This is a genomic window from Candidatus Sodalis sp. SoCistrobi (assembly GCF_900143145.1).
Classification (GTDB): Bacteria; Pseudomonadota; Gammaproteobacteria; order Enterobacterales; family Enterobacteriaceae; genus SoCistrobi.
The window spans coordinates 1-18,301 of sequence record NZ_FRDB01000029.1 but is presented as its reverse complement, the minus strand read 5'-3'; the positions used below and the strand labels follow the sequence as shown (position 1 = coordinate 18,301).

Below are 18,301 nucleotides of genomic sequence, written 5' to 3'. Positions count from 1 at the left end.
TGCTCATGCTGAGTTTCCAGCACTAGATTAACTGCCCGTTCACGGACTTCCGGAGAGTAACGTTTGGTCGTTGTCATAGAGACCTCCACTTTTAAAGTATAGACTCTAATTTATCCGGGGTGATTCAGTCACGATAGTCCGTGCCGGTGTCGCCGCGTTGATAACTGGCGCCCAGACAATGGCTGGCAAAGCCGGGGCTTTGCGGCGTTAAATAGCCATCAAAGCACAGTACCTGCCGCAATGCCGCCAGCGGCGCCGTCGCGGGGAGATGGCTCACCTGTCCGCGCACCGCATAGAGCGGTAGCGCAGCGGTCGGGGCCAGCCCGCTCATTTCATGCCCGTTAGCCAGCACGACCGTGGCATGGCGTGCCTCGCCGCCACAGGCGAAGGTCAGCCGCCAGCCGTCGCCATCGTCGGCGCTGAGCGCGGTCAATCGCCGACGGTAATGTGTTTGCAGCCCCTGTTGCGCCGCGAGCTGCAGCGCGCCGGCGGTCAACTGTGCCGGATTGAGCCAGCCCCCCGCCGGATACGTCAGGCCATCACGGCCGGTTTCTACCCCCACCAGCGCGGCCATGTCTGCACGTGCCACCGGCCGCACCAGCGTGGTCGGCCAGCCGGCGTCAAGGATGTGCACGATTTTGCCGGCGCTTTTCGCATCCCAGGCCAGTTGCGTGACGCCGCACCATTGATGTTCAAACGCCACCCCTTGCGCCGCCAAGTGCTGATAGCAGCGCAGCGCGAAAGGAAAGGCGGCGGCAAAAAATTGGGCCAGGGCGTCATGTCGATGATTCAGCAGTGGATAGAGCGCCCCCTGACGATTGCCCGAGGCGCCCTGCGCCGGTTGACCGTCGGCGCAATAAAGGGTGACGCGGGCGCCGCGCCGAAGGAGTGCCAGTGCGACCAGAGCGCTGGCGATCCCGCCGCCGATAATGGCCACATCGTCGGGCCCGGCGGCCGAGGGGCGGGCATACCAGGGCGCAGCATCGGCATCCGCATCGGAATCAACGTCGCCGCGCGGCGCCCGTATGCCGGTGAGCATCTCCCGCTTACGGCCGAAGCCTTTGACCTTCGTCACTGCGAAACCGGCTTGCTGCAGTCCACGGCGGACAAAACCGGCGGCGGTAAAGGTGGCGAAGCTGGCTTCCGGTCCGGCCAGTCTGGCCATGGCGGCAAACAGCGTCTCCTGCCACATATCGGGGTTTTTCGCCGGGGCGAAACCGTCTAGAAACCAGGCGTCAACCTGATTGTCCAGGCTGACGTCCAGCGCGGGAAGCAGCGCATTGACATCGCCAAAGCCGATATCGAGAATAACCTTGCCGTGGGCCAGTATCAGGCGGTGATAACCGGCTACCGGCTGCGGCCAGAGGGACAGCAGTTCCTCCGCCAGCGGCGCCAGCGTTTGCCAGGGCGCGAGCGCACTGCGCAAATCTTCCTTACCGAGCGGGTATTTTTCAACGCTGATAAAGTGCAGGCGCCGCGCGCCTATTACCGGCTGCTGACGGCAGTGCGTCTCGAAGGCATGCCATAACGCCAGGAAATTGAGGCCGGTGCCAAACCCGGTTTCCGCTACCCGAAAGACCGGGCGCGGATGGGGCGTGAAGCGGGCAGGCAAGCCATTACCCTGCAGAAAAACGTGGCGGCTTTCCGCCAGACCATCCTGATTGGAAAAGTAGACGTCATCAAATTTTTGGGATACAGGTGTACCCTGATCGTTCCAGCGCAATACGGCGGGTTCAACGGCGTGGCGGTTCACGGCAGCAGGCTCACGGCAGGGAAAGTGGGACGATTCTAACCACGCGGGCTTTCCGGTGCAAATTTTGCTAACATCCTCTGATCGGACTTGTTCAGCTTACATCTGTAAGCTAAAGTGCGTGACTGAAACTCAAATATTATTACAAGAGGTATTAAATGAAACGTGCTGTGATTACCGGCCTGGGGATCTTATCAAGTATCGGTAACGACCAAAAAGAAGTCCTGGCCTCGTTGCAAGAAGGCCGCTCCGGGATTACCTTTTCCCAGGAATTGAAAGATTCCGGCATGCGCAGCCATGTCTGGGGCAATGTCAAACTCGATACCACCGGGCTGATTGATCGCAAAATGGCGCGCTTTATGAGTGATGCCTCTGTCTACGCCTTTTTGTCCATGGAACAGGCGATTGCCGACGCCGGGCTGACGCCCGACATGGTGTCTAACAATCGCACCGGCCTTATCGTTGGCTCCGGCGGCGGCTCGCCGCGCAATCAGGTTGCCGGCTCCGACGGTATGCGCGCCCGTGGTCTGCGCGGCGTGGGACCCTACATGGTCACCAAGGCAATGGCCTCCGGCGTGTCGGCGTGTCTGGCGACCCCTTTCAAAATTCGCGGCGTCAACTACTCCATCAGCTCTGCCTGTTCCACCTCCGCGCACTGTATCGGCAGTGCGGTGGAAATGATCCAGCTTGGCAAACAGGATGTGGTGTTCGCCGGCGGCGGTGAAGAGCTGTGCTGGGAAATGGCCTGTGAATTCGATGCCATGGGCGCGCTGTCCACCCGCTATAACGAAACGCCGTCCAAAGCCTCGCGCACCTATGATGTCAATCGCGACGGGTTTGTTATCGCCGGCGGCGGCGGTATTGTGGTGGTGGAAGAGCTTGAGCATGCTCTGGCCCGCGGCGCCCATATTTATGCTGAAATTATCGGTTATGGCGCGACGTCCGACGGCGCGGACATGGTCGCCCCGTCCGGCGAAGGCGCCATCCGTTGCATGCAGATGGCGCTGAAAGATGTCGATACCCCGGTGGATTATCTGAATGTCCACGGGACCTCTACGCCGGTTGGCGACGTCAAAGAGTTGTGGGCTATCCGTGAAACCTTCGGCAGCCAGCATCCGGCGTTCTCCTCCACCAAGGCGATGACCGGTCATTCGCTGGGTGCCGCCGGGGTGCATGAAACCATCTTTACGCTGCTGATGCTGGAGCACGGCTTTATTGCCCCGAGCATCAACATCGAACAGCTTGATCCCCAGGCGGAAGGCATGAACGTGATTACCGAGCCGACCCGGCGTGCGTTGACCACCGTCATGAGCAACAGCTTTGGTTTCGGTGGCACTAACGCAACGCTCGTGATGCGGAAATACGGCTAAACCGTGTCGGGTGCGGCCTTGCCGTGGCGCCGGGGCCCCGTTGCCGTGCGCCGGCATAGGCGTTCACGCTAACCAACGCTCCCCTGTCTACCGTGACGGCGTCGGAAGGGAAGGGCGTTGGTTTTTTTATGCTCTCTTTGCCGTTAATTTGTCAGGAGCAAGCCCGCATCATGCATGCTGAACCGACTACATTAGGCACCATTCCGGCGAATAAGACGCTGTTCTCGCTGTGCAGTGCGGTGTTTCTCTGTTACTTGACCGTGGCGCTGCCGTTGCCGGTTATCCCGCTTTATGTCCATGACGAGTTAGGACTTAGCAACACGCTGGTCGGTGTGGCGGTCGGTATTCAATTCCTGGCCACGGTCCTGACCCGCAGTTACGCGGGCAGACTCGCCGACCAGTTCGGCGCTAAACGTTCCGCGCTGCAGGGGATGGCGGCATGCGGGTTGGCCGGCATATTTTATCTGCTGTCGGCACTGCTGCCATTGCCGGTGTATTCCCGCTACGGGCTGCTGTTGATTGGGCGCGTCATGCTGGGTTTCGGCGAGAGTCAACTGCTGACCGGTACCTTGAGCTGGGGGTTCGGTTTGTTGGGGCAGGCGCGCGCGGGCAAGGTGATGTCCTGGAACGGCGCCGCCATTTATGGCTCGCTGGCGGTGGGTGCGCCGGTGGGCCTGTTGCTCTATCATCGCTCCGGCGGTTTTATCACCCTTGGATTGACCACGCTGCTGTTGCCGCTGCTGGCGCTGGCCTGCAATGCCCGCATCGCATCGATTCGACCCCACACCGGCAGCCGGCCATCGCTGCGTTCGGTGGTCAATCTGATTCGGTTGCCGGGGATGGCGCTGGCGCTACAAGGGATAGGGTTCGCCGCCATCGGCACCTTCATTTCGCTGTATTTTAATTTGCGCCATTGGGATCATGCCGGTTTTGCTTTTAGCGCTTTCGGTATTGCCTTTGTCGCGCTGCGTTTCTGGGGGAGCCATTGGCCCGATCGACTGGGCGGCGTGCGGGTGACGCTTATCTCGCTGGCGGTGGAAGCGCTGGGGCTGGCATTGCTGTGGCTGGCAACGGATCCCGGTTTGGCGCTGCTGGGCGCGGGATTGACCGGCGCCGGCTGTTCCTTGATATTTCCCGCTATGGGCGTGGAAGTCGTGAAACGGGTACCGGCGCAGGCGCGCGCCACTGCGGTTGGCGGCTATAGCGCGTTCCAGGATGTGGCCTATGCCGTGACCGGTCCGTTGCTGGGCATGCTGGCAACCCGCTTGGGTTACGCTTCGGTGTTTGGCGCCGCTATGCTCTGCGCGCTGGCGGGGATCGCCGTGACGCTGGTATTTGCCCGGCAGCAGCGTCAGGAGAGCGGCGACACCGGTGCCTGACGAGCGGCGGACGCCCCTGCGGGAAAAGGCATTTTCGTCATACGCGCTGTGGCGCCTCTGACGGGCGGGTTGCTTTGACGGTTGGGTTGCTTTCGCGCGCAGGGCGCCGGTCGCGGTAAATGATCATGCTTTTCAGCGCCCCTGCGGCGTCTCTGCGCCGGGCAGGTCAGCCAACATGCCCATGGGCGCACGCCGCATCATCAAGATAAGGCTCCTGCGGCGCGTCCGCCGCTCCCGGCCCTCAGCGGGCCAGCAGCCATATAACAGCCAGCACTACGGCGACAAACACTCCGATCACCAGCGGCGATCGCGCCGCGCGCATCGGCCGCAGTTCGTGTTCGGTGGCGATAAGCGGGTGGGTCACCGGCTGAAGCAGCCGGACATCCGGCGTCTGGTGCTGGCTCTGGGTGCGGCTCAGGCGATAAATAAACAAATACTGCAACACCGCGTTGACCTGAGCGCTGGTCAGCGGCGTCTGGCTGCCGGCGGCGAAATGTTGCCGGCAGTATTGCTCCACCGCCTGCTGCTCCTCGCCGTGGACGGGATGCTTGAGCACCGCCGTGAGCGTGGACAGCGTGGGATGCCCTTGCTGCGACAGCGTCAAATGGCTTTGCAAGAACTGGCTTAATAATGGGAAATGGCGGGCGGGAATAGGATCGCCGGATTTCAGCCCCATCATACGGTGCAGACTTTCCCACAGCTCGGTGGGCGTCTCGCCGGTAAGCGCCGCCAGCCGGGTGATGAGCTGGCTGATAGCCTGGTGTTCCGCCGGCAGCAAGGTGCGATCGGTCATGGCGGCCAGCTGTGGCGTCGGGATGTCCAACTGTCCGCTTTGTAATAGATGCAACACCTGGCGCAGTTGGCCAGCGTCCAGCTGGCTGAGAACGGTGTGACCGAACTGGCTGCGAATAAAATCGCTCACCGCCTGGCGGTTATTCCCCTGGGGCAGCAGATCGGTCAACTGTTGCAACAATTGTCGGCCGGCCAATGTGTCCTGTGCCGTCACCAATCGTCCCTGCAGCAGTTGTTCGGCGGGAAGAAAGTGGCGCACCCGTAACTCGCCGTCGCCGGCAATGTTCAGGTGGTGAAACAGCGCGGCCCAGATTTCCGCCGGCTTACTGGGACTCAGGGCCATAATGCGGGTAATCAGCCGCTCAAGCGTCGTGCGCTGGGCGGTGGTCAGGGGCTGATCCGGGCCGGGCGGCGGTGGCGTCTGACCCCGTGGCGGCGTACCGGGACCGGTAACTGGTTGCATAGTGCATATCCTCGCGGGAGGGCAGACGGTGAGATCTCGGCGCGGATCCGCTAACGGCGCGCTGTTGGGGGCTGATAATAGCAAGTCCCTGCCGGCAGCGGTAGCACCCGGCATCGGGATGGCATTTTCTGCCGGCGGGGTCAATGGACCCTGCTGCCGTAAGTTTAACAGCTCTGAGCGGCGGCAATGGCAAAATGAAACGTGATAGGGTTGGGATTCTTACGCATTCGGTGGCAGAATATTCCCCCTTTAACGTTTGTTGGCACAGTGCTGCCGGAGCCAGATGTGAAAATCCTGGTGGATGAGAATATGCCTTATGCCGAGGCGCTGTTCGGTCGTCTGGGTGATGTGCAGACTGTCGCGGGCAGGGCGATCCCCGCGCCGGCGTTGGCGCTGGCCGACGCGCTGATGGTGCGTTCAATCACCCGCGTCGACGGCGCTCTGCTCGACGGCAGCCGGGTCAAATTCGTCGGTACCGCCACCGCCGGCACCGATCATGTGGATGAAGATTGGCTGGCGCAGGCGGGGATTGGTTTTTCCGCGGCCCCGGGCTGCAACGCGATTGCGGTGGTGGAGTACGTCTTTTCCGCCTTGCTATGGCTGGCGCAGCGCGACGGTTTCGCCCTGCGCGACAAAACCGTCGGCATTATTGGCGTCGGGAATGTCGGCGGCCGACTGCAACGGCGGCTCAATGCTTTCGGCGTGCGTACCTTGCTGTGCGATCCGCCGCTGGCGGAAGCGGGTGCCCCCGGCGATTGGCAGCCGCTGGAAACGCTGGTGGCTGAGGCGGATGTGCTGACGTTCCATACGCCCCTCACCCGCGCCGGCCGGCATGCCACCTGGCATCTGGTGGATGAAGCATTGCTGGCGGCGCTGCCCGCCGACCGTATTATCATTAATGCCTGCCGCGGCGCGGTGGTGGATAATGCCGCGCTGTTGCAGGCGCTGGAGAGTGACAAGCCGCTGAGCGTCGTGCTGGACGTTTGGGAGCCGGAACCCGCGCTGTCGTTGCCGCTGTTGGCCCGCGTCGATATCGGCACTGCCCACATTGCCGGTTATACCCTGGAAGGCAAGGCGCGCGGTACCACGCAGGTTTTCGATGCCTACAGCGCTTATGTCGGCAGCGATGAGCGCGCGAGCCTGGCGGCACTGCTGCCGCCGCCGGCGGTAGAGCGCATCCGGCTGCGCGGCGATATCGATGAAGAGGCGCTGCGTCTGTTGGCGCATCTGGTCTATGATGTGCGGCGGGATGATATGCAGCTGCGTCACGCCGCCGGACTGCCGGGGGAGTTCGATCGTTTGCGCAAAAATTATTATCAGCGCCGGGAGTGGTCGTCGCTGTGCGTGGAAACCGACGATAGTGTCGGCGCCGATGCGTTGCGGCAACTGGGGTTTCAAGCCCGGCCGTTCGCCGGCTAAAGCCGCACGGCGCCGGCGCCGGTCGTGCCTGACGGTGGTGGCTATCTTGCCCCGCAGGATGCGCGGCGAACTGCGCCAGGGGCCTTGTACGCTATTTTGATTGACGGATGCCTCGGCCGCAGCGCCGCGGCATCGCACAACGGGAGATAACATGATGTCTGACGGCTGGAATATCGCTCTTTTAGGCGCAACAGGCGCAGTCGGTACGGCGCTGCTGGAGATTATGCAGGAACGCCAATTCCCGTTTAGGGAGCTGTTTTTATTGTCCAGCGAGCGCAGCGCCGGCGAGACGGTGCGGGTTAACGGACAAAGTTTGCAGGTTAGCGAAGCGGCGCAGTTCGATTGGTCGCAGGCGCAACTGGCCTTCTTTGTCGCCGGCGCGCAGGCCTCGGCGCTGTATGCGGCTGAAGCCGCCGCCGCCGGCTGCCTGGTGGTCGATGTCAGCGGCCTGTTTGCCCTGGAGCCGGACGTGCCGCTCGTGGTGCCGGGGGTGAATGACGACGTGCTGGCCGATTACCGTAACCGCAATATGGTGGCGGTGGCGGACGCGTTGACCAGTCAATTGTTGTTGGCGGTAAAGCCGCTTACCGATCTGGCCGGCCTGGGGCATCTGCACGTCAGTAATCTGTTGTCTGCCTCCGCCCACGGCAAAGCGGCGGTGGACGATTTGGCGGGTCAGAGCGCCCGCCTGTTGAACGGTTTGCCCGCTGAGCCGGGCTTCTTCCCACGTCAGCTGGCGTTCAACCTGCTGCCGCTGCTGCCCGACGACGCCGGCTCGGTGCGCAGCGAACGCCGTCTGGTGGACGAAGTGCGCAAAATCCTGCGTGATGAGGGGCTGCCTATCTCGGTCAGCAGCGTGCAGGCGCCGATATTCTACGGCCATGCACAACTGGTCCATCTGGAAACGCTGCGGCCAATGGCCGCGGAAGAGGCGCGCGTGGCGCTGGCGGCCGGCGAAGGACTGACGCTGAGTGAAGAGCTGGACTATCCGACGCCGGTAGAGGACGCCTCGGGCAACGTGGCGCTGAGTATCGGTTGTCTACGCAACGATTACGGCATGCCCGAGCTGCTGCAGTTTTGGTCGGTGGCGGATAATGTCCGCTTCGGCGGCGCGCTGATGGCGGTGCTGACCGCGGAGAAACTGATGGCCGAGGCCAGTGCGTGGTGACACTACAAACGGCGCCCCTGCCCGAGGCTGACGAGGCGCTGCCGGCGGCGGCCAATGACGGCGCGATGAAGCTGGCGCTCGGAATTGAGTACGACGGCAGCGCCTATTACGGCTGGCAGCGTCAGCAGGAAGTGGCGAGCGTGCAGGCGTGCCTTGAACGCGCGCTCTCTACGGTTGCCGATGAGCCCGTCACGGTTTATTGCGCCGGTCGTACCGACGCCGGCGTGCACGCTACCGGGCAGGTGGTCCATTTCGATACCCGGGCGCGGCGGCCGGATGCCGCCTGGACGCTCGGCGTCAATGCCAATCTGCCGGCCGATATTGCCGTGCGTTGGGTGGCGCCGGTAGCGGACGATTTCCATGCGCGTTTCAGCGCGACCGCCCGGCGCTACCGCTATATCATCTATAATCATCGCCTGCGCCCGGCGCTGCTCGGCCGCGGTTTGACCCACTACTATCATCCGCTCGATGCGCCGTCGATGGCGCGCGCCGGCCAGTGTTTATTGGGCGAAAACGATTTCACGTCTTTTCGTGCTCTGCAGTGCCAGTCGCGCAGCCCCTGGCGCAACGTGCACCATCTGCACGTCACGCGTCAGGGACGCTATGTGGTGGTCGATATTAAAGCTAATGCTTTTGTTCATCATATGGTTCGTAATATTGTAGGCAGTCTGCTGGACGTGGGGTGCGGCAACCGGCCGGAAAGCTGGATCGCCGACCTGCTGGCGTGCCGCGACCGGACACAGGCCGGCGCTACCGCCCGTGCGGAGGGGCTTTACCTGGTGGCGGTGGATTACCCGTCGCGTTTTGCACTGCCAGCGTCGCCGCTGGGGCCGTTATTTTGGCGGATTGACCGCTAACTTTCTTTCGACTTGCGTTACCGGGAAAACTGAATGGAATATATTAAATTTATCATCGATTTTATTTTGCATATCGATGTGCATCTGGCAGAGCTGGTGGCGCAGTACGGTGTCTGGGTGTATGCGTTTTTGTTTCTTATTCTGTTTTGCGAAACCGGTCTGGTGGTGACGCCCTTCCTGCCGGGAGACTCGCTGCTGTTTGTCGCCGGCGCGCTGGCGGCGCTGCCGAGTAACGGGCTCGATATTCATGTGATGGTGCTGTTGATGGTGCTGGCGGCTATCGCCGGCGATGCGGTCAATTATACGATTGGCCGCCTGTTCGGCGAAAAACTGTTTAGCAACCCGGACTCCAAAATCTTTCGCCGCCGCTATTTGGACAAAACCCACGAGTTTTATACCCGGCACGGCGGTAAAACCATCATTCTGGCGCGCTTTGTCCCCATCGTGCGCACCTTCGCGCCGTTCGTGGCCGGCATGGGCCATATGCGTTACCGCCACTTTGCGCTGTACAATGTCGCGGGTGGACTGCTGTGGGTGCTGTTGTTTAGCTACGCCGGCTATTTCTTTGGCAATATGCCGGTGGTGCAGCAAAATCTGAAGTGGCTTATCGTGGCGATTATCCTGCTGTCGGTGCTGCCGGGCGTGATTGAAGTGTGGCGCCGGCGCCGGATGGTCGCCAAGAGTAAGAGTCACTGATTTCCTGAAGCCGGCGGGCAGAATGTGAACAAAGCACAGAGTTTTCTGTGCCAAGTCGCTGGCCATTATGGTTTAATGGGCAACCTTTGGCGCGCCATCCCCGGCGGGGAAGCGCGCAAGACGGCGGCCCTCGCGCCGCGGTCAAAGGTCAAGTAGATATAGCGGACTGGCGGATGCCAGGTTCAAACAGAAAGGTTATCGATGAGCTGGATTGAACGAATTCTCAATAAGAGCACTATCACCCCGGCGCGCAGGGCGAACATTCCCGAAGGCGTGTGGACCAAGTGTGATAGCTGTGGCCAGGTGCTGTATCGCGCGGAGCTGGAACGTAATCTGGAGGTCTGCCCGAAGTGCGATCACCACATGCGGATGACCGCGCGCGCGCGCCTGCACGCTTTCCTGGATAAAGGAAGCGAGACCGAGCTCGGTAGCGAGCTGGAGCCGAAAGATATCCTGAAATTCAGGGACTCGAAAAAGTACAAGGATCGCCTGGCGGCGGCCCAAAAAGCCACCGACGAGAAAGATGCGCTGGTGGTGATGAAAGGCGAGCTGTACGGCATGCCGGTGGTGGCGGCGTCATTCGAGTTCGCCTTTATCGGCGGTTCGATGTCCTCGGTGGTCGGCGCGCGTTTCGTGCGCGCGGTGGAGCAGGCGCTGGCGGACGACTGTCCTCTGGTGTGTTTTTCCGCCAGCGGCGGCGCCCGTATGCAGGAAGCGCTGATGTCGCTGGTGCAAATGGCCAAGACCAGCGCCGCGCTGGCGCGGCTGCGCGATCGGCGGCTGCCGTACATTTCGGTTTTGACCGATCCCACCATGGGCGGCGTCTCAGCCAGTCTGGCGATGCTGGGCGATCTGAACGTCGCCGAGCCGAAAGCGCTGATAGGCTTCGCCGGTCCGCGGGTGATAGAACAAACGGTACGCGAAAAATTGCCGGCCGGTTTTCAGCGCAGTGAATTTCTGCTGGAGAAGGGCGCTATCGACCTTATCGTGCGTCGCCCGGAGATGCGTTTGCGCCTTGCCGGTCTGCTGGCCAAATTGACCAACCGGCCGCAGCCGCAGGATCCTTTGCCACACGAGCCGCGCCCTGATGCGGTCTCGGAGGATCATCACGACGAGGCATAAACGGGCGGCGCAAGCCTGCCCGCGGTCATCTGCAGGATCGGGGCAGGCTTAATGAGAACCAAGCATAAGCCAATGAACGGACGTATGGAAAATCTGCCTATTCCCCAAGCCACGTCGCCACTGGTCGCGTGGCTTTATTATCTTGAACGTCTGCACGCCAAACCCATCGATCTGGGCCTGGAGCGGGTATGCCGTGTGGCTACCGGCCTGAATTTGCTGCGCCCGGCCCCCTTTGTTATCACCGTCGGCGGCACCAACGGCAAAGGTACCACCTGTCGGCTGCTGGAGGCCATTTTGCTGGCCAGCGGGATGCGTGTCGGCGTCTATAGCTCCCCGCATTTGCTGCGCTATACCGAGCGGGTACGCATTCAAGGCGACGAATTGCCGGAAGCCGCCCACAGTGAAGCGATGGCTATTATCGAAGCCGGCCGTGGCGCGACGTCGCTCAGCTATTTCGAGTTCGGCACGCTGGCGGCGCTGCAGCTTTTCCGGCAAGCGGCGCTGGATGTGGTTGTCCTTGAAGTTGGGCTGGGGGGGCGGTTAGACGCCACCAATATCGTCGATGCCGACGTCGCCGTGATTACCTCCATCGCCCTCGATCATACCGATTGGCTGGGGCCGGATCGTGCCACTATCGCGCGGGAAAAAGCCGGTATCTTCCGTCGTGGCAAACCGGCGGTCGTGGGTGAGCCCGACCGGCCGGCGACACTCGACGCCGCCGCTGTCGACTGCGGCGCGACGCTATATGCCCGCGATCGCGATTGGTGGTGGCGAGACGACGGCCAGCATTGGCGCTGGTGGGACAATATGCGCGAGCTTACCGCGTTGCCGCTGCCGGCCATTCCGCTGGAAAACGCCGCCACGGCGCTGGCCGCCATTGCCCGCCTGCCGTTCGCGCTACCGGAAGCGGCGGTGCGCCAGGGGCTGCGCGAGGCTTCGCTCCCAGGACGTTTTCAGTGTCTCGGCCGGGCGCCGCTGACCATTCTGGACGTCGCGCATAATCCCCATGCCGCCGGCTATCTGGCCCGGCGTCTGGCGGCGTTGCCGCGCACCGGCAAAGTCCGTGCGGTGGTCGGTATGCTGGCGGATAAAGACATTCCCGGCACCCTTGCCTGCTTGCGCGGGCTGGTAGATGTTTGGTATTGCGCGTCGCTTGACGGGCCGCGTGCCGCTAGCGCCGCACAACTGGCGGCGCATCTTGACAGCGACGCGCAACGGTTTGAGGATGTGCCAAGCGCCTGGCATCAGGCAATAGCGGACGCCGCGCCGGAGGATTGCGTGCTGGTATTCGGCTCTTTCCATACCGTGGCACCGGTCATGGCGCTGGCTGAAAGGGAGAAGCATTGTGGCGAGTAAATTTCAAAACCGCCTGGTCGGGACCATTATTCTTGTCGCCCTCGGCGTCATCATTTTGCCCGGCCTGCTGGACGGTAAAAAGAAGCACTATCAGGACGAGTTTGCCGCTATCCCGCTGGTGCCGAAGCCCGGCGACAGCGACGAGCTTGACGCGACGCCGCCGGCCAGCCAGCAATTGCCGAGTCAACCGCCGGAAGGGGCGGGCGAGGCGGTAGAACAATCCAGCCGGCCGGCCGGCGGCGGACAGACGCCAGCGCCGTTACCGGATGCTGCCAGCGGTTCCCGCCAGCCAGAGACGCTGGCGCCGCCGGAAATGAAAGTCAGTCCGCCCGCGGCGGCCAAACCGGAGGTCAAGCCGGCCGCGCGGCCTGAGAGCAAGCCGGTGCCCAAACCGCAGACGCCGAAGGTGGAAGCGCCCAAACCACCGACGCCGAAACCAGACGCAGCGCCCGCCGCCGAGCAGGCGCCAAAAGGGCAGGCGTGGGTGGTGCAGCTCGGGGCGTTGAAGAACGCCGATAAGGTGTCGGAAATCGTCGCCAAGCTGCGCTTGTCGGGCTATCGCGTTTATACTTCGCCGTCGGCGCCGGTGCAGGGGCAGATTACCCGGATTTTTGTTGGTCCAGATGCCTCCCGGGATAAACTGCAGAGCGCGCTGGGCGAATTGAACCAGTTAAGCGGTCTTAACGGTCAATTGCGGCCCTATAGCGTACGGTAGACTTTTGCCGAGCCGAGCCGAGCCAAGCCAAGCAGCGCCTGGCCCGGCGATGATGCGGCCGAGGTCCGCCGGCGAGCGACGGCGCATGGGCCGGTGTCGCTGTGCCTAAGGCCGGTATGCACTAAACTGGCGGAGTGGCACCCGGCATCGTGATGCGGCCGAGGTCCACCGGCGAGCGATGGCGCATGGCCCGGTGTCGCTGTGCCTAAGGCCGGTCCGCACTAAGTTGGCGGACTAGCACCCGGTGCCGTGATGCGGCCGAGGTCCGCCGGCGAGCGACGGCGCATGGGCCAGTGTCGCTGTGCCTAAGGTCGGTAGGCACTCAATTGGCGGAGTGGCACCCGGCGCCGTGATGCGCAGGTGCGGCGTCAGGCGGCGTTCTGCCCTGGTGGACTTGGGTGCTCTGCAGGCAGGCGGCGCGCCCTGTTGCGCTATCTTATTGCGGCGATTAATCTTTTTTAATCGCCGTTATTTATTTAAACGGGGGGAATAAATCCCCTACGCAAACGTTTTCTTTTTCTGTTAGAATTCGCCGCGAACCAGCTGACCGGGCGAATGATCAAGGGATGCATGCATGATCTGGGTTGATTACGTCATTATCGGCATCATTGTTATTTCCGCTTTGGTGAGTCTGATTCGCGGGTTTGTGCGCGAGGCATTATCTTTAGTGACCTGGGCCTGTGCATTTTTTGTCGCCAGCCATTACTATAGTTATCTTGCGATATACTTCACCCGCTTTGAAGAGCAGATGGTGCGCAATGGTATTGCGATTGCCCTGCTGTTCGTGGCGACCCTGATCGTCGGGGCCATCGTCAATTACGTCATTAGTTCGCTGGTGGAGCGAACCGGTTTGTCCGGCACCGACCGGGTATTAGGCGTCTGTTTCGGCGCGCTGCGCGGCGTTTTGATTGTGTCGGCGGCGTTGTTCTTTCTCGACACCTTCACCGGTTTCTCCCACAGTCAGGACTGGCAGCAGTCCCAACTGATACCGCAGTTCAGCGGTATCATCAGATGGTTTTTTGACTATCTGCAAAGCACGTCGAGTTTCTTACCGAGGCAGTAGTTGTCCCGGTAACGCTGATGAGGAAATGACAACATGTGCGGTATTGTCGGAATCGCCGGTTTCATGCCGGTAAACCAGTCTATCTATGATGCCTTAACGGTGCTGCAGCACCGCGGCCAGGATGCGGCGGGCATCGTCACCATCGATGCCTTGAATTATTTTCGCCTGCGTAAAGCCAATGGACTGGTTAAGGACGTTTTCGAGGCCCGGCATATGCAACGCCTGCAGGGCAACATGGGGGTGGGCCACGTCCGCTACCCGACCGCCGGCAGCTCCAGCGCCTCCGAGGCGCAGCCGTTTTACGTCAATTCCCCGTTCGGCATCACCCTGGCGCACAACGGTAACCTGACCAACGCCCACGAACTGCGTAAAAAACTGTTTGAGAACGGGCGGCGTCATGTCAACACCACCTCCGATTCGGAAATCCTGCTGAACATCTTTGCCGCCCAGCTGGATCGTTTCCCGGATTATCCGCTGGAAGCGGATAACATTTTCGCGGCGGTGGCGGCGACCCATCAGCAGATCCGCGGCGCCTACGCCTGCGTCGGCATGATAATCGGTCATGGTCTGTTTGCCTTTCGCGACCCCAACGGCATCCGCCCACTGGTTATCGGCAAGCGCACGCTGGCGGACGGGCGCAATGAATATATTGTGGCCTCTGAAAGCGTGGCGCTGGATACGCTGGGCTTTGATTTCCTGCGCGACATTGCGCCGGGCGAGGCGGTATACGTCACCGAAAAAGGGCAGCTGTTCACCCGGCAGTGCGCCGAGAACCCGAGGCATCACCCATGTCTGTTCGAGTATGTCTATTTCGCCCGGCCGGACTCGTTCATCGACAAAATCTCGGTCTACAGTGCCCGCGTGCGCATGGGCCAGATGTTGGGCGAGAAAATCGCCCGCGAATGGGAAGATCTGGATATCGATGTGGTGATCCCGATCCCGGAAACCTCCTGTGATATTGCACTGGAGATTGCGCGCATCCTGAATAAACCCTATCGTCAGGGCTTTGTGAAAAACCGCTACGTCGGCCGTACCTTTATCATGCCCGGCCAGCAGGTCCGCCGGCAGTCGGTACGCCGTAAGCTCAACGCCAACCGCGCCGAATTCCGCGATAAAAATGTGCTGCTGGTGGACGACTCCATCGTGCGCGGCACAACCTCCGAGCAAATCGTCGAGATGGCGCGCGAGGCGGGCGCTCGTCACGTCTACCTGGCTTCCGCCGCGCCGGAAATCCGCTTTCCAAACGTCTACGGTATTGATATGCCGAGCGCTTCGGAACTGATTGCCCACGGCCGAGAGGTGGACGAAATACGGCAGCTTATTGGCGCCGATGCGCTGATTTTTCAGGATTTGGCCGACCTGGAACGGGCGGTGCGGGAAGATAACCCTGACGTCGAGCAATTTGAATCGTCGGTATTCAACGGCATCTACGTGACGCGCGACGTGGATCAGCGCTATTTGGATTATCTGGAGTCGCTGCGCAACGATGATTCCAAAGCAATGCGCGCCCAGACCGAAGTCGAAAACCTGGAAATGCATAACGAAGGTTGATCGGTACCGCGCGAGTGCAGTAGGCTATATTGCTGACCCGCGCTTTAATGGCGGCAGGTCATCTCAACCCGGGCGGTCAACCGCGCCGGGTTTTTTTCGCCTTTCCACTGGCAGGAGTTGAGGTATGAAACGACTGATTGTCGGCATCAGCGGCGCCAGCGGCGCCATTTATGGCGTCCGCCTGCTGCAGGTACTGGCTACGCTGCCGGAGATTAAAACCCACTTGGTCATCAGCCCGGCCGCGCGGCAAACGCTGACGCTGGAAACCCCGTACAGCCTGCGCGAGGTGCAGGCGCTGGCGGATGTCGTGCATGATTCCCGGGATATTGCCGCCAGCATCAGCTCCGGTTCATTTCAAACCCTGGGCATGGTTATCCTGCCCTGTTCGATGAAAACCCTCTCCGGCATCGTCAATAGCTACAGCGATGGGCTGCTGACGCGCGCGGCGGATGTGGTGCTGAAAGAGCGGCGCCGGTTGGTGCTGGGGGTGCGTGAAACGCCGCTGCATCTGGGGCATCTGCGCCTGATGACGCTGGCGGCCGAGCTGGGTGCAGTCATTATGCCGCCGGTGCCGGCGTTTTATCACCGCCCTGCCCAGATAAGCGACATTATCGATCAGACGGTCAACCGGACGGTGGATCAGTTCGACCTGGTGCTGCCGCAAGACCTGTTTCCGCGCTGGCAAGGCGGCTGAGTGCCGCAGCCGGCAATTAACCAAAGGTGAAATTATTCTCATAATAATGGTGCAGGAAAATAACATTAAACCAATAATGAACATGCTAGGTATATGGCTGGTGCAGCGCCGTCAGGCAGTGGCGTTTGCATCGTCCGGCGCGTTAGCGATACCGGCGGTTTGCGCCAGACGCAAGGGGGTACAACGGCCCTTGCCGCCTTGGGCGCTCATCGCGGGCGCGGCGCGATACATGGCATGAAATGTGCAATGGTTCCGGCGTAAAAGGACACACGATGTGCCGGGCATTAAATAATTATACTGAGGGTAATTTATGAATAAGCTGGTAAAAGTTCTTCCTTTGATGGCGGCACTGGCTTGCGCGGGCAGCGCGTTTGCCGCTGTACCCACCTATGCCCCTTTTGAATCGAAAAACGCCAGCGGCGAGTTGGTGGGTTTCGATATCGATTTGGCCAAAGATCTGTGTAAACGTATTGAGGCCAAGTGTACCTTCGTGGAAAGCGATTTCGACGCGCTTATCCCCTCGCTGAAGGCATAGGTATCTACACATCAGGGAGGAGGCTTAAGAGCAACTCTCGCTAAATGAGTAAGTTCTTCCAGACTATATTCCGATAATAATTTTAGTGTATTCAACAAGATGGATAGGCCAGCGAGCAGAGCAGGAGCGCTCTCTCTGCGGCCTCGCTTTTGCTGTCGTCCTGACAAGCGACATATCAGCTGGCGGGCTGCCGCATTTTCTTCTCCTTCAGCGCGTTGCAGCCGCCATACCAGAACAGCAGCCATACTGGCTATTAACAACCTGCGTAGTACGGCTGGCGCGCTGCGCTGAAGCCATGTTTCTACGTCATGTCCGGCACCTTTCAGCAACTTAAAAAATGATTCAATATTCCAGCGCCAGTAATACCAACGAGCTACTTCCTCGCAGGTGATCTCGCTGCAAACGTTTGTAAGCAGCGTCCAGCGTCCCACCACATTACCGAGATCATCCGTAAGCCGAACAACAACCAATCTGACCGTCAGAGGCTCTCCAGGTTGGATTTTTATGCGGCGGCCGGTTTCTTTATCTTTACGCTTCTGCTGCGCAGCTCGGGTTATGACTATCGAGGTTTCACTGATTTCCATATCAGCTTTTTTCCCTTTCCAGTCTACCTGTCCGCATCCGTTGTATGGCAGAAGAGCAGCAATCTCACCAATTTTCAATGAATTACCTTGCCACTCTGCACCATGTCCTTCTTTTCCTCGGATAAGCCAGCATATTCCTTGAGTACTCAACGTCCGCATATGTCCAATAGAGTCACCCTCTCTATCAATTATATGAATCAGCTTTTTACCTATATTAAGCGATTCCACACGGGCAATATCGGTCGTCAAGGCGTCCATATGTGTCTGCCGTTCGGACAGTCCTTCCGCCAACGTTGAATGACAACCGGTTGCATCGGTAAGTGTCTGAGATAGAGGCGCTATTGGCAAACCCGTGCCAGCATCAACCAGCAAGCTGCTTTGAAGTTCATATCCAACATCGCCACCGTGCGTCATTTTTAAGCGTCCGTATTTGGCATGATGGTAAAGAAATTGTAAACGTGACCAATCATGAACAACGAGAGCGTATGGATGCGGGCTAAGCGAAATTTGCTCAAGTGCTAGCGAAATAATTGGCTCATTGAGTTGACTGAAGCTAATTCGCTTATTATTCAGAAAACGCCAGACAGCTTGGGTAGTTGCGAAAGTTGATTTTTGAGCACTTGCGAGGTCTTTAACCGCAGAAGCAAGAAGAGCCGCGGGCGTCATATGCTGTTTAACCAGCGTCTGATATCGGCGGGTAAGGCGAGAGTCAATCCCGCCAACAGATAGGTTGAAATCATTCTGCAAAGTAATAACAGGTATCACGATAAATGTGTAGATACCTATG

Annotated in this window: 15 protein-coding genes and 1 pseudogene; 13 read left to right on the top strand and 3 right to left on the bottom strand. The window is 60.3% G+C overall.

Annotation, left to right across the window (positions count from 1 at the left end):
• Positions 1-124 precede the first annotated feature (124 nt).
• A complete protein-coding gene (mnmC, locus tag CINSTRO3249_RS03640; protein WP_074012232.1) occupies positions 125-1,753 on the bottom strand; it encodes a bifunctional tRNA (5-methylaminomethyl-2-thiouridine)(34)-methyltransferase MnmC2/FAD-dependent 5-carboxymethylaminomethyl-2-thiouridine(34) oxidoreductase MnmC1 in 1,629 nt (542 codons plus the stop codon).
• Between the two features lie 155 nt (positions 1,754-1,908).
• Between mnmC and fabB the strand changes: the two genes are divergently transcribed.
• Together fabB and CINSTRO3249_RS03630 are read left to right on the top strand one after the other, a co-directional pair.
• Positions 1,909-3,120, top strand: coding sequence for a beta-ketoacyl-ACP synthase I (gene fabB / locus CINSTRO3249_RS03635; protein ID WP_074012231.1), 1,212 nt, complete (start codon positions 1,909-1,911; stop codon positions 3,118-3,120).
• 170 nt (positions 3,121-3,290) lie between these two features.
• A complete protein-coding gene (locus tag CINSTRO3249_RS03630; RefSeq protein WP_074012235.1) occupies positions 3,291-4,499 on the top strand; it encodes an MFS transporter in 1,209 nt (402 codons plus the stop codon).
• Between the two features lie 241 nt (positions 4,500-4,740).
• On the opposite strand, the gene flk is transcribed toward CINSTRO3249_RS03630, so the two are convergent.
• Positions 4,741-5,754, bottom strand: coding sequence for a flagella biosynthesis regulator Flk (flk, locus tag CINSTRO3249_RS03625; RefSeq protein WP_074012230.1), 1,014 nt, complete (start codon positions 5,752-5,754; stop codon positions 4,741-4,743).
• A gap of 285 nt (positions 5,755-6,039) precedes the next feature.
• Here flk and pdxB point away from each other — a divergent pair, with 285 nt between their 5' ends.
• The 11 genes and pseudogenes from pdxB to CINSTRO3249_RS03570 all read left to right on the top strand — a co-directional run.
• On the top strand, positions 6,040-7,173 hold the full coding sequence (pdxB, locus tag CINSTRO3249_RS03620) for a 4-phosphoerythronate dehydrogenase PdxB (RefSeq protein ID WP_074012229.1): 1,134 nt from the start codon (positions 6,040-6,042) through the stop codon (positions 7,171-7,173).
• Between the two features lie 154 nt (positions 7,174-7,327).
• Positions 7,328-8,341 carry an aspartate-semialdehyde dehydrogenase gene (locus CINSTRO3249_RS03615; protein WP_074012234.1) on the top strand — a complete coding sequence of 338 codons (1,014 nt, stop codon included), beginning with the start codon at positions 7,328-7,330 and terminating at the stop codon, positions 8,339-8,341.
• 65 nt (positions 8,342-8,406) lie between these two features.
• The gene (truA, locus tag CINSTRO3249_RS03610) at positions 8,407-9,198 is read left to right on the top strand and encodes a tRNA pseudouridine(38-40) synthase TruA (RefSeq protein ID WP_074012233.1); all 792 of its coding nucleotides are present in this window, start codon (positions 8,407-8,409) and stop codon (positions 9,196-9,198) included.
• A 33-nt stretch (positions 9,199-9,231) separates the two neighbouring features.
• Positions 9,232-9,894, top strand: coding sequence for a DedA family protein (locus CINSTRO3249_RS03605; RefSeq protein WP_074012228.1), 663 nt, complete (start codon positions 9,232-9,234; stop codon positions 9,892-9,894).
• A 201-nt stretch (positions 9,895-10,095) separates the two neighbouring features.
• Entirely contained in the window at positions 10,096-11,016 is a 921-nt protein-coding gene (gene accD, locus CINSTRO3249_RS03600; RefSeq protein WP_074012227.1) for an acetyl-CoA carboxylase, carboxyltransferase subunit beta, read from the top strand.
• An 84-nt stretch (positions 11,017-11,100) separates the two neighbouring features.
• Positions 11,101-12,372: a bifunctional tetrahydrofolate synthase/dihydrofolate synthase gene (gene folC / locus CINSTRO3249_RS03595; RefSeq protein ID WP_074012226.1), complete on the top strand. Its 1,272-nt coding sequence runs from the start codon at positions 11,101-11,103 to the stop codon at positions 12,370-12,372.
• A complete protein-coding gene (gene dedD, locus CINSTRO3249_RS03590; protein WP_074012225.1) occupies positions 12,362-13,087 on the top strand; it encodes a cell division protein DedD in 726 nt (241 codons plus the stop codon). Before folC ends, dedD begins: the two co-directional genes overlap by 11 nt.
• Before the next feature lie 574 nt (positions 13,088-13,661).
• Positions 13,662-14,150: a colicin V production protein gene (gene cvpA, locus CINSTRO3249_RS03585; protein WP_074012224.1), complete on the top strand. Its 489-nt coding sequence runs from the start codon at positions 13,662-13,664 to the stop codon at positions 14,148-14,150.
• 33 nt (positions 14,151-14,183) lie between these two features.
• Positions 14,184-15,701, top strand: a complete 1,518-nt coding sequence (purF, locus tag CINSTRO3249_RS03580) for an amidophosphoribosyltransferase (RefSeq protein ID WP_074012223.1) — start codon at positions 14,184-14,186, stop codon at positions 15,699-15,701.
• A 124-nt stretch (positions 15,702-15,825) separates the two neighbouring features.
• On the top strand, positions 15,826-16,395 hold the full coding sequence (locus CINSTRO3249_RS03575) for a UbiX family flavin prenyltransferase (protein WP_074012222.1): 570 nt from the start codon (positions 15,826-15,828) through the stop codon (positions 16,393-16,395).
• A gap of 310 nt (positions 16,396-16,705) precedes the next feature.
• A pseudogene (locus CINSTRO3249_RS03570) lies at positions 16,706-16,927 on the top strand (transporter substrate-binding domain-containing protein); the annotation flags it as partial.
• Positions 16,928-16,941: 14 nt separating this feature from the next.
• Here CINSTRO3249_RS03570 and CINSTRO3249_RS03565 read toward each other — a convergent pair.
• On the bottom strand, positions 16,942-18,301 hold a 1,360-nt coding region (locus tag CINSTRO3249_RS03565; protein WP_254304262.1), incomplete at its 5' end, for a flagellar biosynthesis protein FlhF.

What these genes read in the sequence shown, in the direction of transcription:
- fabB (WP_074012231.1), top strand. Translation starts at nt 1,909, where the DNA reads ATGAAACGTGCTGTGATTACCGGCCTGGGGATCTTATCAAGTATCGGT.
- CINSTRO3249_RS03630 (WP_074012235.1), top strand. Translation starts at nt 3,291, where the DNA reads ATGCATGCTGAACCGACTACATTAGGCACCATTCCGGCGAATAAGACG.
- flk (WP_074012230.1), bottom strand. Translation starts at nt 5,754, where the DNA reads ATGCAACCAGTTACCGGTCCCGGTACGCCGCCACGGGGTCAGACGCCA.
- CINSTRO3249_RS03615 (WP_074012234.1), top strand. Translation starts at nt 7,328, where the DNA reads ATGTCTGACGGCTGGAATATCGCTCTTTTAGGCGCAACAGGCGCAGTC.
- truA (WP_074012233.1), top strand. Translation starts at nt 8,407, where the DNA reads ATGAAGCTGGCGCTCGGAATTGAGTACGACGGCAGCGCCTATTACGGC.
- CINSTRO3249_RS03605 (WP_074012228.1), top strand. Translation starts at nt 9,232, where the DNA reads ATGGAATATATTAAATTTATCATCGATTTTATTTTGCATATCGATGTG.
- accD (WP_074012227.1), top strand. Translation starts at nt 10,096, where the DNA reads ATGAGCTGGATTGAACGAATTCTCAATAAGAGCACTATCACCCCGGCG.
- folC (WP_074012226.1), top strand. Translation starts at nt 11,101, where the DNA reads ATGGAAAATCTGCCTATTCCCCAAGCCACGTCGCCACTGGTCGCGTGG.
- cvpA (WP_074012224.1), top strand. Translation starts at nt 13,662, where the DNA reads ATGATCTGGGTTGATTACGTCATTATCGGCATCATTGTTATTTCCGCT.
- purF (WP_074012223.1), top strand. Translation starts at nt 14,184, where the DNA reads ATGTGCGGTATTGTCGGAATCGCCGGTTTCATGCCGGTAAACCAGTCT.
- CINSTRO3249_RS03575 (WP_074012222.1), top strand. Translation starts at nt 15,826, where the DNA reads ATGAAACGACTGATTGTCGGCATCAGCGGCGCCAGCGGCGCCATTTAT.